The sequence below is a fragment of the Pseudomonas sp. LBUM1661 genome, assembly GCF_059695925.1.
The window spans coordinates 4,029,021-4,045,187 of the sequence record NZ_CP166794.1 but is presented as its reverse complement, the minus strand read 5'-3'; the positions used below and the strand labels follow the sequence as shown (position 1 = coordinate 4,045,187).

Annotated in this window: 12 protein-coding genes; 8 read left to right on the top strand and 4 right to left on the bottom strand. The window is 59.2% G+C overall.

The features are described from left to right. Nucleotide 1 precedes the first annotated feature (1 nt). From ACA057_RS18455 to ACA057_RS18430, 6 genes are all read left to right on the top strand, one after another. The gene (locus tag ACA057_RS18455; RefSeq protein ID WP_497341129.1) at nucleotides 2–649 is read left to right on the top strand and encodes a TetR/AcrR family transcriptional regulator; all 648 of its coding nucleotides are present in this window, start codon (nucleotides 2–4) and stop codon (nucleotides 647–649) included. Nucleotides 650–902: 253 nt separating this feature from the next. Next, the gene (locus ACA057_RS18450) at nucleotides 903–1,517 is read left to right on the top strand and encodes a TetR/AcrR family transcriptional regulator (protein WP_497341127.1); all 615 of its coding nucleotides are present in this window, start codon (nucleotides 903–905) and stop codon (nucleotides 1,515–1,517) included. A gap of 86 nt (nucleotides 1,518–1,603) precedes the next feature. Then, nucleotides 1,604–2,695 carry a VOC family protein gene (locus ACA057_RS18445; protein WP_497341125.1) on the top strand — a complete coding sequence of 364 codons (1,092 nt, stop codon included), beginning with the start codon at nucleotides 1,604–1,606 and terminating at the stop codon, nucleotides 2,693–2,695. Between the two features lie 175 nt (nucleotides 2,696–2,870). Continuing rightward, nucleotides 2,871–3,827 carry a fumarylacetoacetate hydrolase family protein gene (locus ACA057_RS18440; RefSeq protein WP_497349945.1) on the top strand — a complete coding sequence of 319 codons (957 nt, stop codon included), beginning with the start codon at nucleotides 2,871–2,873 and terminating at the stop codon, nucleotides 3,825–3,827. 2 nt (nucleotides 3,828–3,829) lie between these two features. Further along, nucleotides 3,830–5,731 carry an acyl-CoA synthetase gene (locus tag ACA057_RS18435; RefSeq protein ID WP_497341123.1) on the top strand — a complete coding sequence of 634 codons (1,902 nt, stop codon included), beginning with the start codon at nucleotides 3,830–3,832 and terminating at the stop codon, nucleotides 5,729–5,731. 152 nt (nucleotides 5,732–5,883) lie between these two features. Continuing rightward, nucleotides 5,884–7,203, top strand: a complete 1,320-nt coding sequence (locus ACA057_RS18430; RefSeq protein ID WP_497341121.1) for an outer membrane protein transport protein — start codon at nucleotides 5,884–5,886, stop codon at nucleotides 7,201–7,203. 103 nt (nucleotides 7,204–7,306) lie between these two features. Here the strand turns inward: ACA057_RS18430 and ACA057_RS18425 are convergent, their stop codons facing one another. From ACA057_RS18425 to ACA057_RS18410, 4 genes are all read right to left on the bottom strand, one after another. Beyond that, entirely contained in the window at nucleotides 7,307–7,843 is a 537-nt protein-coding gene (locus tag ACA057_RS18425) for a P-loop NTPase family protein (RefSeq protein WP_497341119.1), read from the bottom strand. A gap of 82 nt (nucleotides 7,844–7,925) precedes the next feature. After that, nucleotides 7,926–10,142: a DUF3604 domain-containing protein gene (locus tag ACA057_RS18420; protein WP_497341117.1), complete on the bottom strand. Its 2,217-nt coding sequence runs from the start codon at nucleotides 10,140–10,142 to the stop codon at nucleotides 7,926–7,928. Nucleotides 10,143–10,155: 13 nt separating this feature from the next. Further along, nucleotides 10,156–11,148 (bottom strand): HupE/UreJ family protein, encoded by a 993-nt coding sequence (locus tag ACA057_RS18415; protein WP_497341115.1) that lies wholly within the window; start codon nucleotides 11,146–11,148, stop codon nucleotides 10,156–10,158. After that, nucleotides 11,148–12,056 carry a peptidyl-prolyl cis-trans isomerase gene (locus ACA057_RS18410; RefSeq protein WP_497341113.1) on the bottom strand — a complete coding sequence of 303 codons (909 nt, stop codon included), beginning with the start codon at nucleotides 12,054–12,056 and terminating at the stop codon, nucleotides 11,148–11,150. The genes ACA057_RS18415 and ACA057_RS18410 overlap by 1 nt, the downstream gene beginning before the upstream one ends. Nucleotides 12,057–12,215: 159 nt before the next feature. Between ACA057_RS18410 and ACA057_RS18405 the strand changes: the two genes are divergently transcribed. Together ACA057_RS18405 and ACA057_RS18400 are read left to right on the top strand one after the other, a co-directional pair. Next, nucleotides 12,216–12,977, top strand: a complete 762-nt coding sequence (locus ACA057_RS18405; protein WP_497341111.1) for a bestrophin-like domain — start codon at nucleotides 12,216–12,218, stop codon at nucleotides 12,975–12,977. A 206-nt stretch (nucleotides 12,978–13,183) separates the two neighbouring features. Further along, nucleotides 13,184–16,153 carry a sensor domain-containing phosphodiesterase gene (locus ACA057_RS18400; protein WP_497341109.1) on the top strand — a complete coding sequence of 990 codons (2,970 nt, stop codon included), beginning with the start codon at nucleotides 13,184–13,186 and terminating at the stop codon, nucleotides 16,151–16,153. Nucleotides 16,154–16,167 lie beyond the last annotated feature (14 nt).

Here is a 16,167-nt window from a genome sequence, read left to right as displayed (position 1 = left end):
CATGCATTCCCCCAATCTTCCTTTAGAAACGACTGCGCCAGAACCTCTCACGAGAGGCCACAAGAAACGTGAGCGCACCCGTCGCGGCCTGGTGGACGCGGCATTGCGTCTTGTCGCACGTAAGGAAGTGGGGGAGATCGCATTGCTCGAGGTCGCCGCGGAAGCTGCGGTGTCCAACGGCACCATCTACAACTATTTTCGAACGCGCGACGAAGTACTGGAAGCGGTGGGCATCGCCATGGCCGCCGAGTTTTCTGACGCCATTTCTGTCTTGAACGCGGACGTACAGTGTGGCGCGCAGCGGCTTTCGATTGGCGTACGCATGTTTGTGTGCCGGGCCGCCGCCGACCACCAGTGGGCCAATGCGCTGCTGCGCATCATCCATTTCGACCAGGCAATGCGCTCGCGCCTGGCTGGCCATGTACTGGGCGATCTGCGTGAAGGGCTGCGTGCGGGCATTTTTGCTTACGTGGACGAAGGGGTCGCCCTGGACCTGGTCTTGTCATGCACCACCGGCGCCATGCGCTCTGTTGTCGAGGGGCGTGCAGTGGCGGAGCACGATCTGCGGGTCGCCGAAATGGTTCTTCAGGCGCTGGGCGTAACGCCTGCCAAAGCCAGGAAAATCGCCGGCAAGCCGCTACCCGCCTGATCCCCGCGACCTCCTTTTTGCACACGCCACTGGTGCCCATCAGTGGCCTTGTACGCCATCTCGATAGGCTAATGAACGCGCGTGTTCATTTGTAATCGTGCGCCGCTTCCGCCATTGATACTGAAATGTTGGTAAAAGTATTCATATATAACGGTTTTAATCAAAAATGGCCTATTCGATCGAAAAAACGCTGTTGACTAGAAGTGAACACGCGTGTTCAATTAGCCCATGAGGTAATCCTGGAGAGAGAACCGTGCAATCCCTGAATCCAACACAGCGCCGCATTCATCAAGCCGCCTTTCGCCTGTTCGCTGAAAGAGGCACCTCGCAAGTGAACATTCTCGACCTCGCACAAGAGGCCGGCGTGGCGCGCGGAACGGTCTATAGCAACATCGACAGCATGGAAAACCTGTTCGAGACGGTCGCTAGCCATCTGGCGAGGGAGATGCATGAGCGCGTCAACAAGAGCTTCAATGCCCTCTCTGATCCGGCTCAGCGCCTTGCCAATGGCATTCGATTCTTCATTCGTCGAGCGCACGAGGACTCTCAGTGGGGCGCATTCATCCATAAATTCGCCATGAGCAATGCTTCGTTGCGCGAGATGTTCAGCAGCCAGGCGACGACGGATCTTCTGAGCGGGCTTTCCGCTGGGCGCTACACCTTTCAGCAGGAACAATTGCTCTCGGTACTGACGTTGATATCGAGCAGCGTGCTGGGCTCGATTTTCCTGGTACTGGAAGGTCACCGAACGTGGCGCGAATCGGGCGCTGACACCGCCGAGCTGATACTGCGGGCATTGGGTGTGCCGGCAGAAGAGGCTCGTGCGCTGGCGACCAACGAGTTGCCGGCACTTCCGTCTCTCGACTGAATTCGTAACTGACTCAACCAGACAAGCCCCTGATTTTTTCAGGGGTTCGGGATCGCTTTGCCCTAAAAACCCGGATAACAAGAACAATGACCCACACACACGAATTGCACCGGTTGGCGACACCACAACCCGCGCGGCATTTGCAGCCGACGGTGAAGGCCCAGGACCTGACGCACCTGATCTTTCAACGCCCGGACTTGAATGAGGCGGCGCGCTTCTTGACCGACTTCGGCCTGACCGTCAGTCGGCAGGACGCCGATACGCTCTATCTGCGAGCCACCGACGCCACTGCATATTGCTACCGTGTCCATCGTGCCGATTCTGCAGGTTTTATCGGGTTCGGACTGGCAGTGCCGTCACTGGACGATCTGGACAAACTCTCTCGAATCCCGGGGGCATCATCGGTTGAAAAGTCGGAGCATCCTGGCAAAGGGTATTACGTCAGATTGACCGATCCGTCCGGTTTCATTGTGGAAGCCGTTTGCGACCAGACGCCAGGCAAGACGCTGGCCCATAGAGCGCCTCTGCACTGGAATCTGGCGCACGAGCAACCGCGAATCAACGCCACGCAACGCCCGCCGATTGCGCCCCCTGAAGTCCTCAAGCTTGGTCACATTGTCATTGAAGTGGCTGACTACCAGGCGACCTGTGCCTGGTATACGCAGCATTTCGGGTTTATTCCCAGCGATGTGCAGGTGCTTCCCGATGGCACGCCTATCGTCGCTTTCATGCGCCTCGACCTGGGTGACAGGCCGACAGATCACCACACGTTGGCGATAGCGCAAGGGTTCATGGCGACCTATAGCCATAGCGCTTATGAGGTCGTCGATGCCGACGCGGTGGGAATGGGACAGCGCGTCCTGCGCGAGCGCGGCTGGGAGCACTCATGGGGAATTGGGCGACACATTCTGGGCAGTCAGATCTTCGATTACTGGCAAGACCCATGGGGCGATAAGCACGAGCATTACTGCGACGGGGATATTTTCACGGCCACTCGGCCGACGGGCATCCATCCCGTGAGCCCCGAAGCCATGGCGCAGTGGGGGCAGCGCATGCCCAAGCGTTTTACAAAACCCAAGATGAGCTTCAGCAACCTGCGAGCGCTGATCCGCAACTTGCGAAGCAGCCCGGACTTGACCGTTCGCAAGTTGATAACACTCATGCGGATGTTCGGGTAGAGCTGCCGCCATGTCGGGCAACTCAACCCAGTATGGCCGGCGGGATGTGCTTAAAGCCGGCGCCGTGATCGCCGGCGGCTCGTTGGTTTACAGCATTGCCGGCCCCCCCGCAGAACAACACCACAGTTCCCACGCCACCGAACGCGGGACAAACGCCGCTCCAGGAGTCCCTTCAATGTCTGCTGTACACGTAGTCCGCTTTGAATTTGAGAACGGTATCCACTGGGGCGTGCTTCGCCAGGGCCGTATCACGGTCATCCCCGGTGTTTTTGAAACCACCGGTGACTTCATTCGCCAGAACAGTATCGACGACCTCGCTGTATTGAAAGGCTCGGAGCTTGCGGAGGGCGAAGTAAAACTGCTGTCGCCGGTGACCCGTAACCAGCAGTTCGTCTGCCAGGGTGCCAACTACCGTCAGCACATGATCGAGTCCGGCATGGACCCGGATGCGAAGACATTCAACATGATCTTCACCAAGGCGACCAGTTGCCTGGTGGCGGCTGACAGCGACCTGATCAAGCCGCGCCACGTGCGCTTCCTTGACTACGAGATCGAACTGGGGCTTGTGATGAAGCGCCCGATTACCGGCGCTACTGCTGTCACCGACGCCAATCTGCACGAATTCATTGCAGGCGTCGTCATTGTCAATGACTACTCGGCGCGTGACATTCAGATTCCCCAGATGCAGTTCTACAAGGGCAAGAGCTATCGCACGTTCGGCCCGGTCGGCCCGTACCTGTGCCTTTTGGATGCCAAGGACATGCATTACCTCAAGGCACTGCAGCTGAAGCTGACGGTCAACGGTCAGGTGCGACAGGAGGACAGCACGGCCAACCTGGTTTACGGCCCCGTTGAAACCCTTATCGAGCTTTCCGCTTTGCAAGACCTCGACGCTGGAGACCTGATCGCCACGGGTACGCCTGCCGGTTGCGCGCTAACGATCCCTTCGCCCGCAAAACAGCGCATTGCGGCCCTGATGCCAGAAGCCATCAAGTGGAAGCTATTCCTCAAGGCGCAAGAGGGCCGGACGCAGTACCTCAAGGCCGGTGACGTGGTCGAGGCGCGCATTCGTAGCGCCGACGGCGTGATCGATCTCGGCGTGCAACGCAACCGCGTCGTAGAGGAAGCCTGACGATGAGAGTGCGATCGCTGAACGACATTGAGAATATCGAGCAGGTCCCGTTGGCGGAGCGTGGCTTGGCGTCAAGCACCTATGAAGCGCTGACACGGACAGCCGAGCTTAGTCCCAACGCGCCTGCGCTGAGTTTCTTCGCTGACGCCACGTGCTTCACAAACACTCACCACTGGACCTACTCCGAACTCGTCGAAGAGATCACCTGCGCGGCGAATGCCTTCCACGACTTGGGCATTAACCCGGCTGAAGTGCTGGCCTTTATCTTGCCCAACTTGCCGGAAACCCACTTCACCATCTGGGGGGGAGAAGCGGCGGGTATCGTCATGGCGATCAATCCGCTGCAAGAAGCCAAGCAGATAGCGGCCTTGTTACGCGCCGCCAAAGCCAGCGTGGTGGTAACGCTCGCACCGACGCCGGGCAGCGACCTGTGGCCCAAACTGGCCTCGCAGCTGGATCAGCTTCCCGAGGTCAAGCACGTCGTTTGGGTTGGCATGCAACCCTATGTTGATGTCGCTCAACGTGAATCCCTTGAGTCCCTGGCAAATAAAGAACGTGACTTGCACCGGGGGGCCACGATTCACGAACTGCGCACGTTGATGGACGCTCAGCCAGGCACGCACTTGAAGAGTGCTCGGTTGTTCCGCCCCGAGGATCGTTCCTCTTATTTCTGCACTGGCGGTACCACCGGGCTGCCCAAGATTGCGATGCGTACCCATGGGGCGGAAGTCTTCAACGCGTGGGCCATGGCCGCGCACATGCAACCCCGTGGCAGTGGCCAGGTCATTTTCTGTGGGTTGCCGCTGTTCCATGTCAATGCACAGTTGGTGACAGGCCTGATGCCTTGGACCCAGGGTGATCATGTCATCCTCGGCACGCCGCAGGGGTATCGCGGCGAAGGTGTGATCCCGCGCTTCTGGGAGATGGTCGAGCACTTCGGCATCAACTTCTTCTCCGGCGTTCCAACCGTTTATTCCGCACTGTTGCAAAACGAGCTGGAAGGCCGCGACCTGTCCAGCCTTCGATATGCCATGTGTGGTGCCGCGCCGATGCCGGTCGAACTTTTCCGCGAGTTCGAAGGCCGGACCGGGGTGAAGATCCTCGAAGGCTATGGACTCACGGAAGGCGCGTGCGTCTCCTCGGTTAATCCGCCCCATGGCGAGCGCTTCATCGGCTCCATCGGGTTACGGATTGCCTACCAGGACATGCGCACCGTCATGCTCGACGAAACTGGAGCGTATCTGCGCGACGCCGACATCAACGACATTGGCCTGATTACCATCACGGGCCCGAACCTGTTCGAGGGTTACGTTGAAGACAGCCACAACCGGGGCTTGTGGATCAACATCAACGGTCAGCGCTGGCTGAATACCGGGGATCTTGGGCGTCAGGATGAAAAGGGCTACTTCTGGCTGACCGGGCGCAAAAAGGAGCTGATCATCCGCGGCGGCCACAATATCGATCCCAAGCAAATCGAGGAGGCTCTGCAAGCTCATCCAGCGGTGGCGTTGGCGGCTGCCATCGGTAGCCCGGACGCTTATTCGGGTGAGGTGCCGGTCGCCTACGTGCAACTGCGCCCCGGCCACGTCTGCACCCTTGAAGAGCTTGAGCAGTTTGCTCAGTGCCACATCAGTGAGCGGGCGGCCATTCCCAAGCGGATCGAAATCCTCGAAGCACTGCCATTGACGGCGGTCGGCAAAATCTTCAAACCCGCCTTGCAGCAGCGCGAAGTGACCCGAGTCGTTTGGCAGGAAGTGGAGCGAATGTGTCTGAAGGGCATTGAGGTCGAGGTGATTCAGCATGAACAACGTGGATTAGTCGCGTGCATCCGGGCCGGGAGAGATAAAGAGTCCCTGGCGCGCCTACTTGGTCTTTATAGCTTTCAGGTGGAGTGGCTCAAATGAGCCTGACTTCGTAAGTTCGGCCCCTCGGCCCTGGTAGTTGTCAGCCAGGGCCTTTTCTACAACGTCGATCAACGTCAACCGGCACTGCCAAGTGCACCGGAAGGCGAAGCTTTGCCTGCGCACCAATCAATAAAAACAATACGAGGTGGGAAATGAAACTGAGCAACCGTGCAACCCCGTGTCTCTTCGCTGTGCGAGAAATGTCTTCCTGGATCACATTCGCAGGTGCCGCGGCAATACTCAGCGCTTCCACCAGCGCGGGCGCCAATGGCATTGCCTTGAACGAGCAAAGTGCAAGCAGTGCGGGTACTGCTTATGCGGGAAGGTCGTCTTCCGCGCTGGACGCCAGCACTATCTTTGGCAACCCCGCGGGCTTAACCAAATTGAAGCGTAGTGAGATTTCCGGCGGGGCCGCGGTCGTTTCAGTGAGCGACGACATCAGTGATGCGCAGAGCAGTGCCCCGGGAACGAATAAAGGCGACTCGGTACCATTGGGGGTTGTGCCCTTCGCTTATATGTCGACGCCCCTTGATGATCGTTTTTCGATTGGCCTGGGACTCTATGCGCCGAGTGGTCTGATCAATGATTACGAGAGCACATTTCAGGGCCGTTACCATGGCTCCTATAGCACAACCAAGGAAATAACCCTGCAGCCCACCATTGCCTGGCGGATCAATGATTACGTGTCGATTGGTGGCGGGCCGACCCTGAACCGTTTCAATGCAAAACTTCAGAACTACCTGGCCACTGGCGCCCTGAACAACGGCGAGGACACACTCGTCACCATCAAGGGCGATGACACCGCACTTGGCTACAACGTCGGCATCTTGATTGACGTCACTGAGGCAACGAGTTGGGGGATTAACTATCACTCGAAAGTGGACTATCAACTCGAAGGGCATACCGAGGTTTCTGGCTCCCCGAGCGTTATTCCGCTGGACGGAAAGTATGACAACACGATAGACCTCACGATGCCCGAATCCGTGGACACGTCCATCACCCATCATTTCAACAGTCGCTGGACGGGCTATCTGGGGACCACCTGGAAACGTTGGAGCCGGATCCAGAACGTCGAGGCAGTCAACAGCGGTCTTTCCCCCGTGGGCCAGGCGGCTGGGCTGGGAAGTGTGATCGAAGAAATGAACTGGCGTGACACGTGGAGCACCGCTGTTGGCGCCTCCTACCAAGTGAACCCACAATGGCTGCTGCGCGCAGGCTACGCCTATGATCCGTCGCCCATTAGAAATGCCGATCGCAGCGTACGCATTCCGGTCGGGAATCGACAAGCCGTGACGTTGGGCGGCGCTTATTCGCCGAGTTCCGATCTGACGATAGACTTCGCTTACGGTTATCTCTGGGATTCCAAAGTCTCGGTAAAACAGGCAAACAACTCCGGTCTTCAACCGGAATACAGTGCCCAATACGACAACAGTGCGAATGGAATTTCAGCGCAGGCAACCTACCGGTACTGATCGAGACGGCTGCAATTTTGCGCTGAAGACTCTGCCGAACAGCATATGGCCAAGGATCGGTCCTAAGCTGATCGGGGGCTGACTGAATGGGCGAAAATGGCCTTTATTCAAGGCAGCCACCAGGCGTCGCGGACAACCTTTCGACAAATTCGCCAATCTGCCGGGTGCCGCGCAAGTGCACCACGGGAATCTGCGGGCCTATCGCCCGGCGCACCGCTTCGATTCCCGGGCGGTAGCCACGATCGAAAGTCCACACGAAGTTCAGGAAGGTCAGGAACGCCCGATCGAGCTTTTCCGTGCAGCCGGTGGCAAGGTCAGGCCGAGGACGGTTCAGTACGCTGCGCATGATCACCCGGGTGAAACAGGTGAGCCGCGGCGTGTCGAGCCAGATGATCAAGTCGGCACGGGGCAGGCGTAGGTCGAAAGTGCGCCGGGCATAGTTGCCTTCACACACCCAGGCCGCCGGTGCGATGGCTTCGCGGACCCGCGCGCGGAATTGTTCGGCGTCGGGTTCGACCCAGCCGGGCTCCCAGAACAGTGTGTCGAGGTGCACCACGGGCACGCTCAGGCGTTTGCCGAGGACGCGGGCGAGGGTGGATTTGCCGCTGCCGGCATTGCCCAGAATTACAATCCGTTGCATGAAGACGTCCTGTGGCGAAAAAAGCCGGCAATTGTGCAGGTTTTTGATCGCCAATCAAAGGCTGCTGGTGCCGGCCTCGGTGCTATTTGACCTCCTCAACCTCATAATTCACGTAGCCAAACTCGTTGCTGCGCGCCGCCAGGTATTTGCCGTTTTGCTCGAACACCGTGGCCTCGAAAGGCGTGCCGCCGAGTGTGGTCAGCAGGTGCCCGTCCTTGATTTCGTATTTGGCCGGCACGCCAAACTGGCCGCCATGCAGCATGTTCAGGTACTCGCCTTGCGCGGGCGGATTGCCGTCGACGCTGGTGACCAGACGTTGGCCGTCGGTGCCGTAGACGATCTCAAACGTCTGGCCGGTGACGGTATTGCGCACCTTGATGGTTTTGCCCACCACGTAGGTTTGCAACTGCTCGTTGGTGAGTGCTTTGGCGCCTGCGGTTTTCAGTTGATCGATGGTTTTACCGGCAGCGATAGTCTTGCTGTCTTCAGTCGTCGGCGTGTACCAGATCGGCGAGGTCCACGCGCGTTCCTGGACGGTGGCCGAGACATCGGCCGGCGGTGGAACTTGCAGTTTGGCCGCGTCATAGGTGCTCCAGCGCGGTGTCGGGATCTGGAGCGCGCGGGCGTAGTAGAACGCGTGTTGCGCCGGATCGAAATCCGGATCGACCCAGACTTTTTTCAGCTCGGTGGCACCGATGGTATTGGTGTAAGTGGCCTTGGACACATCGACCGTCGAGCCCACCGACGGGACGTTGCCGGTGGCCGGGTCCGGTTGGCGATCACCGGACCACGCGACGTCGTAGATCTTCTCGAAGGTCTGGCCGTTTTGTGTCCAGCCCTTGATGATCTGGATGCGGTCGAGGTTGGCGTCCTCGACATCCTTCACCGCCCACACCACGAAGGACGGCGCCTGTTTACCCGGTTTCGCCGGCAGGTCGCCGCCCATGGGAACGCCCTTGGCGTAGGCGGCGTGCACCCAGTCTTTTTCGTTCCACAGACTGCTGTCGAAGCCCCAGCCACCAAACAGGCGCACGGGGATGCGCACGCCGCTGGTGCCATAGACTTCCTTACGTTTCATGGCATCGAAGATCGCTTCACGGGTGTTTTCTTCCGCCCATACACCGGCCAGTCCCGAGGTGCTGGTCTGCAAGGCCATCATGCCCGAGTTCTGTTTGCCGGACAGGCGCGCCGCCGGGGTGCTGTCGGTAAAACCGTGGGAGCCGAAGTTGTTGCTCTGCGCATAAGGGATCACCCCGTTGTGCGAGTCGCTGGCGCCGACCACGCCCATTTTGTACAGGTTGTAGCCACGGGCCTCCTGCAAGGCCATGCCGTTTTGCCAGGCTTGCCTGACGTAACTGCCGTTGAGTTTCGACGTGCTGTTGTCGATGCCGATCAGGAAACTCATGATTTCATAATTGGCAAATTCGTCGGTCGGCGACAGCTCGGGGTGGGTTTCGGAGGTGCCCTTGACCTGGTGAATTTCAGTGAGCGATTCATTGCGCATCCGCGTTTCAGCCCAGGCGGCATCGATGGGCCGGCCACGGTCATCCACGTCGACCGGAAACATCAGGCCGTTGCTGAGATTGCCATTGTGGGAGATCGCCAGGACCTCGTTGCCCTTTTTGCGTTGGTCGTCCATCCAGCCCCACAAGTCCTCCGGCTTGTCCGAGTCGAGGGCCGTGAAGGGCAGGTCCGGCACCTTCTTCGAATCGCGGAAAAACACATTGCGGTGCATGTTTTGGTTGTTCGGGGCCGAGGTCCATTCATAGGCGACGAACGTGGTGAACGTGCCGGGCTTGTAGTACTTGTCGGCGATGGCGATGTTCTGCTGCCAGATGTTGCCGGCCACCTTCGGATCAATCAGCTCCTTGATCGGATGGCTCAAGCTGCCGGCGATCCATTTGAACACCCGGTTGAAGTCTTCCGGGGTCTTGGCGATCAGCTTCTGCGCGATGGGCTGCTTGCTGAAGTCCGACTTTGGATCGTTGGCCAGGGCGATCACGCCGACGTATTCCGAATGATCGGTCACGCCGTGGAAATCCAGCGGTCGGCCTTTGAGTTGCACTTCAAAGCCCATCGGATGTTTGACCGGCATGCCGAGTGAGTATTGGTAAGCCTGCTCCGGATCGACCTGATGGTTGCCGATCAGGTAGGCATCAATCGACCAGGAGGTGTGCGAGTGCGTCTGGCCAAAGTAAACCTCGCGATCCGGGTTGCCGTCTGCCAATGCCAATGTGCTGACAGTCAGCAAGGCGCAACCGAACAGTGACGGCGCGGTGAAGTGTGTAGGGGCGTTCATATTCCACGTCTCCTCAGAAACTCGAGACCCGTTCAAAAAACCAGAAGGCTGCCAGCGTACCCAGCCCATAAGAAGCAATCGGTCGGGCATACAGGCGTGCGAGCTCTGGCAGTCGACAACGCAACAACAAGGCTCGCAGGCCCAGCACGGCGGCGACAAACATCAGTTGGCCGATCTCCACGCCGACATTGAAGGTGAACAGCGCCAAAGGCAGGTCGCGCTGGGGCAAACCGATTTGCGCCAGTGCCCCGGCAAAACCAAAGCCGTGCAACAAGCCAAAACAGAACGCGACGACCCAGGGCCATTGAAGGGTGAAGCTGGTTTCACCTCGGTTCTTGCGGGCGATTTCCACCGCCAGCAACAGAATGCTCAACGCGATCGTCGCTTCCACCGGCGGCCCTGGAAGCTGCACCGCGCCCAGTGCAGCGAGCGCCAGGGTAATGGAGTGGGCGAGGGTAAACGCGGTGATGGTCTTCACCAACATCCAGCCGTTACCCACCAGCAGCAGAAGGCCGAAGACGAACAGCAGGTGATCGAAACCGCCCAGAATGTGCTGGATGCCATGGGCCACAAAAGCACCGGCCACCGAGAGCGCGCCCGGCGTGGCAGCGATGTCTATCCAGGGTTGAGCGGGATGGACGAGGGTGGTCGTCAGGCTGCCGTCCAGGCGCGAGACACGCACCAGCACGTCGGTGATGCTCGCTTGCAGGCCGATGAATTCGATGCGTTGCCCGACCCGTCCGGTGGGGCCGACATCAATCATTCGGCGCTCGATCAGTGAATCGTTCAATTCGCTTTCGACCGGCCCAACGACAGTGCGCACACCGTCGGCAAACCGCAGCGCAATCGGTAAGCGCATGCCTGACAGCACCGGCGTGCGCCACAGGACGTCATAGTGCCCGGCGGCCGTTTCGTTGATTTCCAGGTAAGCAGGACGGGACTCATGGGCCATGGCCGTCAGCCCCATGAAGCAGAGCAGCAACAACAGCCAGACCGTGCGCCTCATCAAGGCCGCTCCGGTTGCGTCGCGGCAATCGTGCTGGTGGACGTCGGCATCACCACCACCACTTCATAGCGTGCTTTCAGCGCATCGAAATTTGCTTGTTTCGAGGTGCTGCGTTGCTCGGACAACCAATCGGACTTGACCTGCTGGGCCACGGTTTCAAACGGCGGTGCCGGTGGTTTGGCCAGCGCTTCAAGCCACACCAGGTGCCAGCCAAAGCCCGATTCCACAGGCCCCACCCAACGTCCCGGCGTTTGCTTGAACAAGGCCATGGCGAACGTTGAACCAAAGACCCGCGCCAGCTGATCCTGGGATTGTTCTGTGTAGGCGCTTTTAAACATGAACGCATCGCCTTCACCACTGTTCTTGTCCGTCAGCCCACTTAACACGGCCTGAGCCTGGGCCTGCGCATCCGCTCCGCGTTTGTCCTGGGCGAAGAACAGATGATGGAAGGTCGCCAGTGGTGGAGGGGCATACAGGTCTTGATGCTGCTGGTACCAGGCCTCAAGTACACCGGGTGCCGGTTCGCGAAGTGACGCGACATCTTCGGCGAGGAAGTCCATTTTTTGCGCCAGTCGGCGGCGAATGATGGTGTCGTCTTTATCCAGGCCAAGTTTCAATGCTTCGCGATAGAGGATTTCCTCTTTCACATATTCATCAATCATGCCCTGCAACTGTTGCTCCGATGCGGGTCGTTGCCATCGTGCCAGCCACGAGATCGCGATCCGCTGAACAATCTGCGGGGTAATTTCGATGCGTTGAGGGTCTTGATTGACCGTTGAACGGTGCACGCCGCCGTACAACACAAAGAGTGCAAAACCGGCGATTAAAAAGTGCACTAACGGCTGGCGAAGGCATCGCTTGATTAACGAACGTCGAGATTCTTTCGCTACGCAGACGCCTAAGTTCATGACTTATTGCCCCACGCTATACTCGAATAGTTTTCGAAGCAGAGTGGAGTATTGCTGCTGGACCGGAACTTTCCACCGAGGTTAATCACAATAGGCACTAATCATTAGTCGCAATTGGATTAACTGCCCCGATCGTCAGCCATCCACGGAGATCAGCCATTGAGCTCCATCATCATCGGAGGCATTGTTTTCGCCTGCCTGTTCGCTGCCGCGCTGATCGGGATGCTGCTGCGCATGCGATTACCGATTCATCACCTGGATGCCGAGTCCAAGGACGTCATCCGCCTGGCAACGGCCGTCGTGGGGACGCTGTCCGCGCTTGCGCTTGGGCTGTTGATTGCGTCTGCCAAAAACGTCTATGACAGTTATGAGATTGAAGTGCGGACCTCGGCTGCGCGCATCGTCCTGCTCGACAGGCTGATGGATCAGTACGGTCCGGAGACAACCCAGGCTCGAACCCGCCTGCGCGAGTTGATTGAATCCCGCTTAAACCGGGGCTGGGGCCATCCGCCCGCCGACTCGACGGTGGTCAACCCGTTTGACGATTCTCCGGGGATCGAACCGATTCAGGTGGTGCTCCGGGCGCTCACGCCCGCCAACGAACCGCAACGCATGCTGCAGGCCCGCGCGCTGGAAGTCAGCACACAGTTGGCGGAAGCCCACTGGATTCTGGTCGAGAGCAATACGGAAGGACTGCCGACGGCGTTTCTGGTCATCCTCACCTGCTGGCTGGCCTGGTTGTTCGCGACGTTCGGTCTGCAGGCGCCGGCCAATCCCACGGTGATCGGTGTCATGTTGATCTGCTCTTTGTCGGTGGCGGCGGCGGTGTTTCTGGTGGTCGATATGGCGCACCCTTACATCGGTGTGATCCATGTTTCGGATGCTCCGTTACGGACGGCACTGATGCATATCGGCAAATAGCGACGGGTTGAATCCACCGCCAATTAATTCCCGCGACAAAACCCCTGGCGCTACATTTTGCGGGCATCGTCACGCGAGTTCGAAGGAGTTGCTAGTAAAGCGAATAAAACGGTTGAAAAAATCCGCTATAAGCTTTAAACGAGAGGGTCACCGGCACATTGCCAGCAAACAATAACTATCGCCGGTTTTTAACTCAGGGAGCGCTGATGAGTTTTCGTCCATTGACCGACTCTCCGCGGCAATCGAACGATTGCGACGTGGTCGCATCGCAACTGAAAGGGAACCTGGATACCGTCGGCATGGCTTACGCTGGCAACGGGGACACGATCGAACAATTGCTGGACTCAGCGCGCAGCTGGGCGCACACCACCGCGTGGGTGGTGTACCGCGCCGGTGAGCAAATGCATTTGGTCGGGCAGGGCGACCCACGGGTACAGTGGCCGTCAATCGTTGCCAATGAAGCGTTTGAAGACTTTTGCCTGACCTGGCGCTTGCATCGCTGGCCGACCGGCAGAGGCGAAACGGTGTTGGGTTGGCTACTCGCGCCCGTCGAGGACGCCGCGGAACCGGCACTCGCCGAGTTTGCCCAGCGCCTGGGCATTGAGGTCCAGACCAATACGCTGGCCCGTGCGCAGATTACTCAGCGGGTGCTGTATGAAATTACCTACCTGGCCAGTTCGACCCGCGATCGCTCCGTGTTTCTGGTGGGGGTTCACCGGCTGCTGGCCAGCCTGATCGACGCCGAGAACTTCTACCTCGCGCTGTATGACCCGCACAGCGGCAAGATCGACTACCCGTATTACGTCGACATCATCGACGTGGATGCCCTGGAGTCCGAGAACTACGAATACCTGGACCGTTCGCACCTGTCGCTCACCGGCCAGGTATTGACCTCGGGCCAGCCGTTGCTGATCGACGCCGCCGGCATTCTCGCGGCGCAGGCCGAGGGCCGTTTCTACTGCGTAGGTGATCGCCCTGAGTTCTGGATGGGCGCACCGTTGAAAAACGCCTCGGATGACGTGTTCGGCATGCTCGCGATGCAGGTCTATGACGTTTCCCGCACCTACAGCGCTGAAGACCGCGCGCTGTTTCTGGTGGTGGCCCGTCACGTGGCCATGGCGCTTGACCGGATCCTGCACCGCGAAGACCTCGAAGCGATTGTGATGCGCCGCACCCTGGAGCTTTCGGCACTCAACGCCGCATTGCGGCAAGAAGTGGCAGACCGGGAACGTGCCGAACATCTGCAGAGCGCGCTGTTCCAGATTGCCGAGATGTCGAGCCAGCCTGGCGACATGGCAGAGTTGTTCCAAACCTTGCATGGCATCGTTGGTGATCTGCTGTTCGCGCAGAACTTCTACATTGCGCTGTTCGATGACGCGACCAGTGAAGTGACCTTTCCGTACTATGTCGATGAACGACAGACGACCTGCCCGATGGCCCGGCGTGGGTGCCGAGGCTTGACCGAGTACGTGATCCGCCAGCGTCGACCGTGCCTGATTGACGCCGACGAGGCTGAACGATTGTCTGCGCGCGGTGAGATTGAGCTGGCCGATGAGTCTGTCCGATCCTACTCCTGGCTCGGCATTCCCTTGTTCGATGGCGATGTGGTGCGTGGCGTGCTGGCGGTGCAAAGCTATACCTCGCAGGTGCAGTACACCCTGCGGCACCAGGAACTGCTGACGTTCGTGTCGCGACACATCGACACCGCGTTGTCGCGACGCACCGCCGCCGAAGCGATCCATGCCGCCAACCTCAAGCTCGAAGCCCGGGTGCAGAACCGCACCCGCGAACTCGATCACGCCAATGCCAAGTTGCAACACGAAAACTCCCACGATGCACTGACCGGGCTGCCGAACCGTACCTACCTGCAACAGCGCCTCAATCAGGCCTGGTTGCAGTTCGGCCGCGAAGGCGGGCACCTGGCGGTGATGTTCATCGACCTCGACCGTTTCAAACTGGTCAACGACAGCCTCGGCCACCATTTTGGCGACCTGCTGTTGATGCAGGCGGCCCAGCGTTTGCGCGGTTGTATGCGCGACACCGACATGCTGGCGCGTCTGGGCGGCGATGAGTTTTCGGTGCTCGCGCCCGAAGCGCCACTGGACGCGGTGATCGAAATCGCCGAACGGATCCTGGCGGCGTTTGACCTGCCGTTTGTCATCAATGGCCATGAAGTGTTTTCGTCCTGCAGCATCGGCATTGTCAGCGCCGACCATCAGTTCCATCACGAGCCCGCCGACTTGCTGCGCGATGCCGATGCGGCGATGTACCGGGTCAAGAGTGCCGGGCGCGACAGCTACGCGGTGTTCAACCAGGAAGTGCGCCGCGAAGTCTCGGACCAGGTCGAGCGCGAAGGGGCCTTGCGCAACGCGCTCAAGCGCACCGACGAACTGCTGCCGTATTTCCAGCCGATTGTCAGCGTCGAAACCGGCGAACTGTTGGCCCTTGAAGCGCTGATCCGCTGGCATCAACCGGGGGGCCGGGTCATCGCACCGGGCGAATTTTTGCCGGACGTCGAGGGTTTACGCCTGATCGGTCGACTGGACCTTTACATGCTCACCAGCATCGCCGTGATCCTCGCCCAACCCGAGCACGCCAACTGGCCGCCGGTGCACGTCAACTGCTCCAGCTACAGCATGACTCGCCCGGACTTCGCCAGTGACGTGCTCGCGCTGTTGGCGCGGCACAACGTCGCGCCATCGCGCATCTGCCTGGAATTGACCGAAGGCGCGCTGGTGGCTGAACCCGCCATTGCCCGACTGACCATGCAACAACTCGCCGACAACGGCATGTCGGTGGTACTCGACGACTTCGGCGCAGGATTCTCATCCCTGAGCTACGTGCACCAATACCGCTTCAGCGGCTTGAAAATCGACAAGTCATTCATCCTTGAACTGACCACCAGCCCACGTAGCCGCGCGATCGTCCGGGCGATTGTAAGGATGGCGGAGTCGCTGGACTTAAGTGTGGTGGCGGAAGGTGTTGAGGATGAGGCGACGTTGGTGTTGCTGCGGGAGATGGGGGCAGGGCAGGCGCAGGGGTATTATTTTGCCAAGCCGATGGGGTTGGAGGATTTGTTGGGGGCCAAGGACAGCGAGCAGCAGGACGGAATCACTCAAGTAAGTGCGCTATGGCGGCGTTCATTTACTAACCCTCACCAGCCTGACTACCTGTGAGCTGTTTGCTTGCT

Bases quoted from the DNA above. Each gene is read 5' to 3' on its own strand.
- ACA057_RS18430 (WP_497341121.1), top strand. From the start codon at position 5,884: ATGAAACTGAGCAACCGTGCAACCCCGTGTCTCTTCGCTGTGCGAGAA.
- ACA057_RS18410 (WP_497341113.1), bottom strand. From the start codon at position 12,056: ATGAACTTAGGCGTCTGCGTAGCGAAAGAATCTCGACGTTCGTTAATC.
- ACA057_RS18415 (WP_497341115.1), bottom strand. From the start codon at position 11,148: ATGAGGCGCACGGTCTGGCTGTTGTTGCTGCTCTGCTTCATGGGGCTG.
- ACA057_RS18425 (WP_497341119.1), bottom strand. From the start codon at position 7,843: ATGCAACGGATTGTAATTCTGGGCAATGCCGGCAGCGGCAAATCCACC.
- ACA057_RS18455 (WP_497341129.1), top strand. From the start codon at position 2: ATGCATTCCCCCAATCTTCCTTTAGAAACGACTGCGCCAGAACCTCTC.
- ACA057_RS18435 (WP_497341123.1), top strand. From the start codon at position 3,830: ATGAGAGTGCGATCGCTGAACGACATTGAGAATATCGAGCAGGTCCCG.
- ACA057_RS18440 (WP_497349945.1), top strand. From the start codon at position 2,871: ATGTCTGCTGTACACGTAGTCCGCTTTGAATTTGAGAACGGTATCCAC.
- ACA057_RS18400 (WP_497341109.1), top strand. From the start codon at position 13,184: ATGAGTTTTCGTCCATTGACCGACTCTCCGCGGCAATCGAACGATTGC.
- ACA057_RS18420 (WP_497341117.1), bottom strand. From the start codon at position 10,142: ATGAACGCCCCTACACACTTCACCGCGCCGTCACTGTTCGGTTGCGCC.
- ACA057_RS18445 (WP_497341125.1), top strand. From the start codon at position 1,604: ATGACCCACACACACGAATTGCACCGGTTGGCGACACCACAACCCGCG.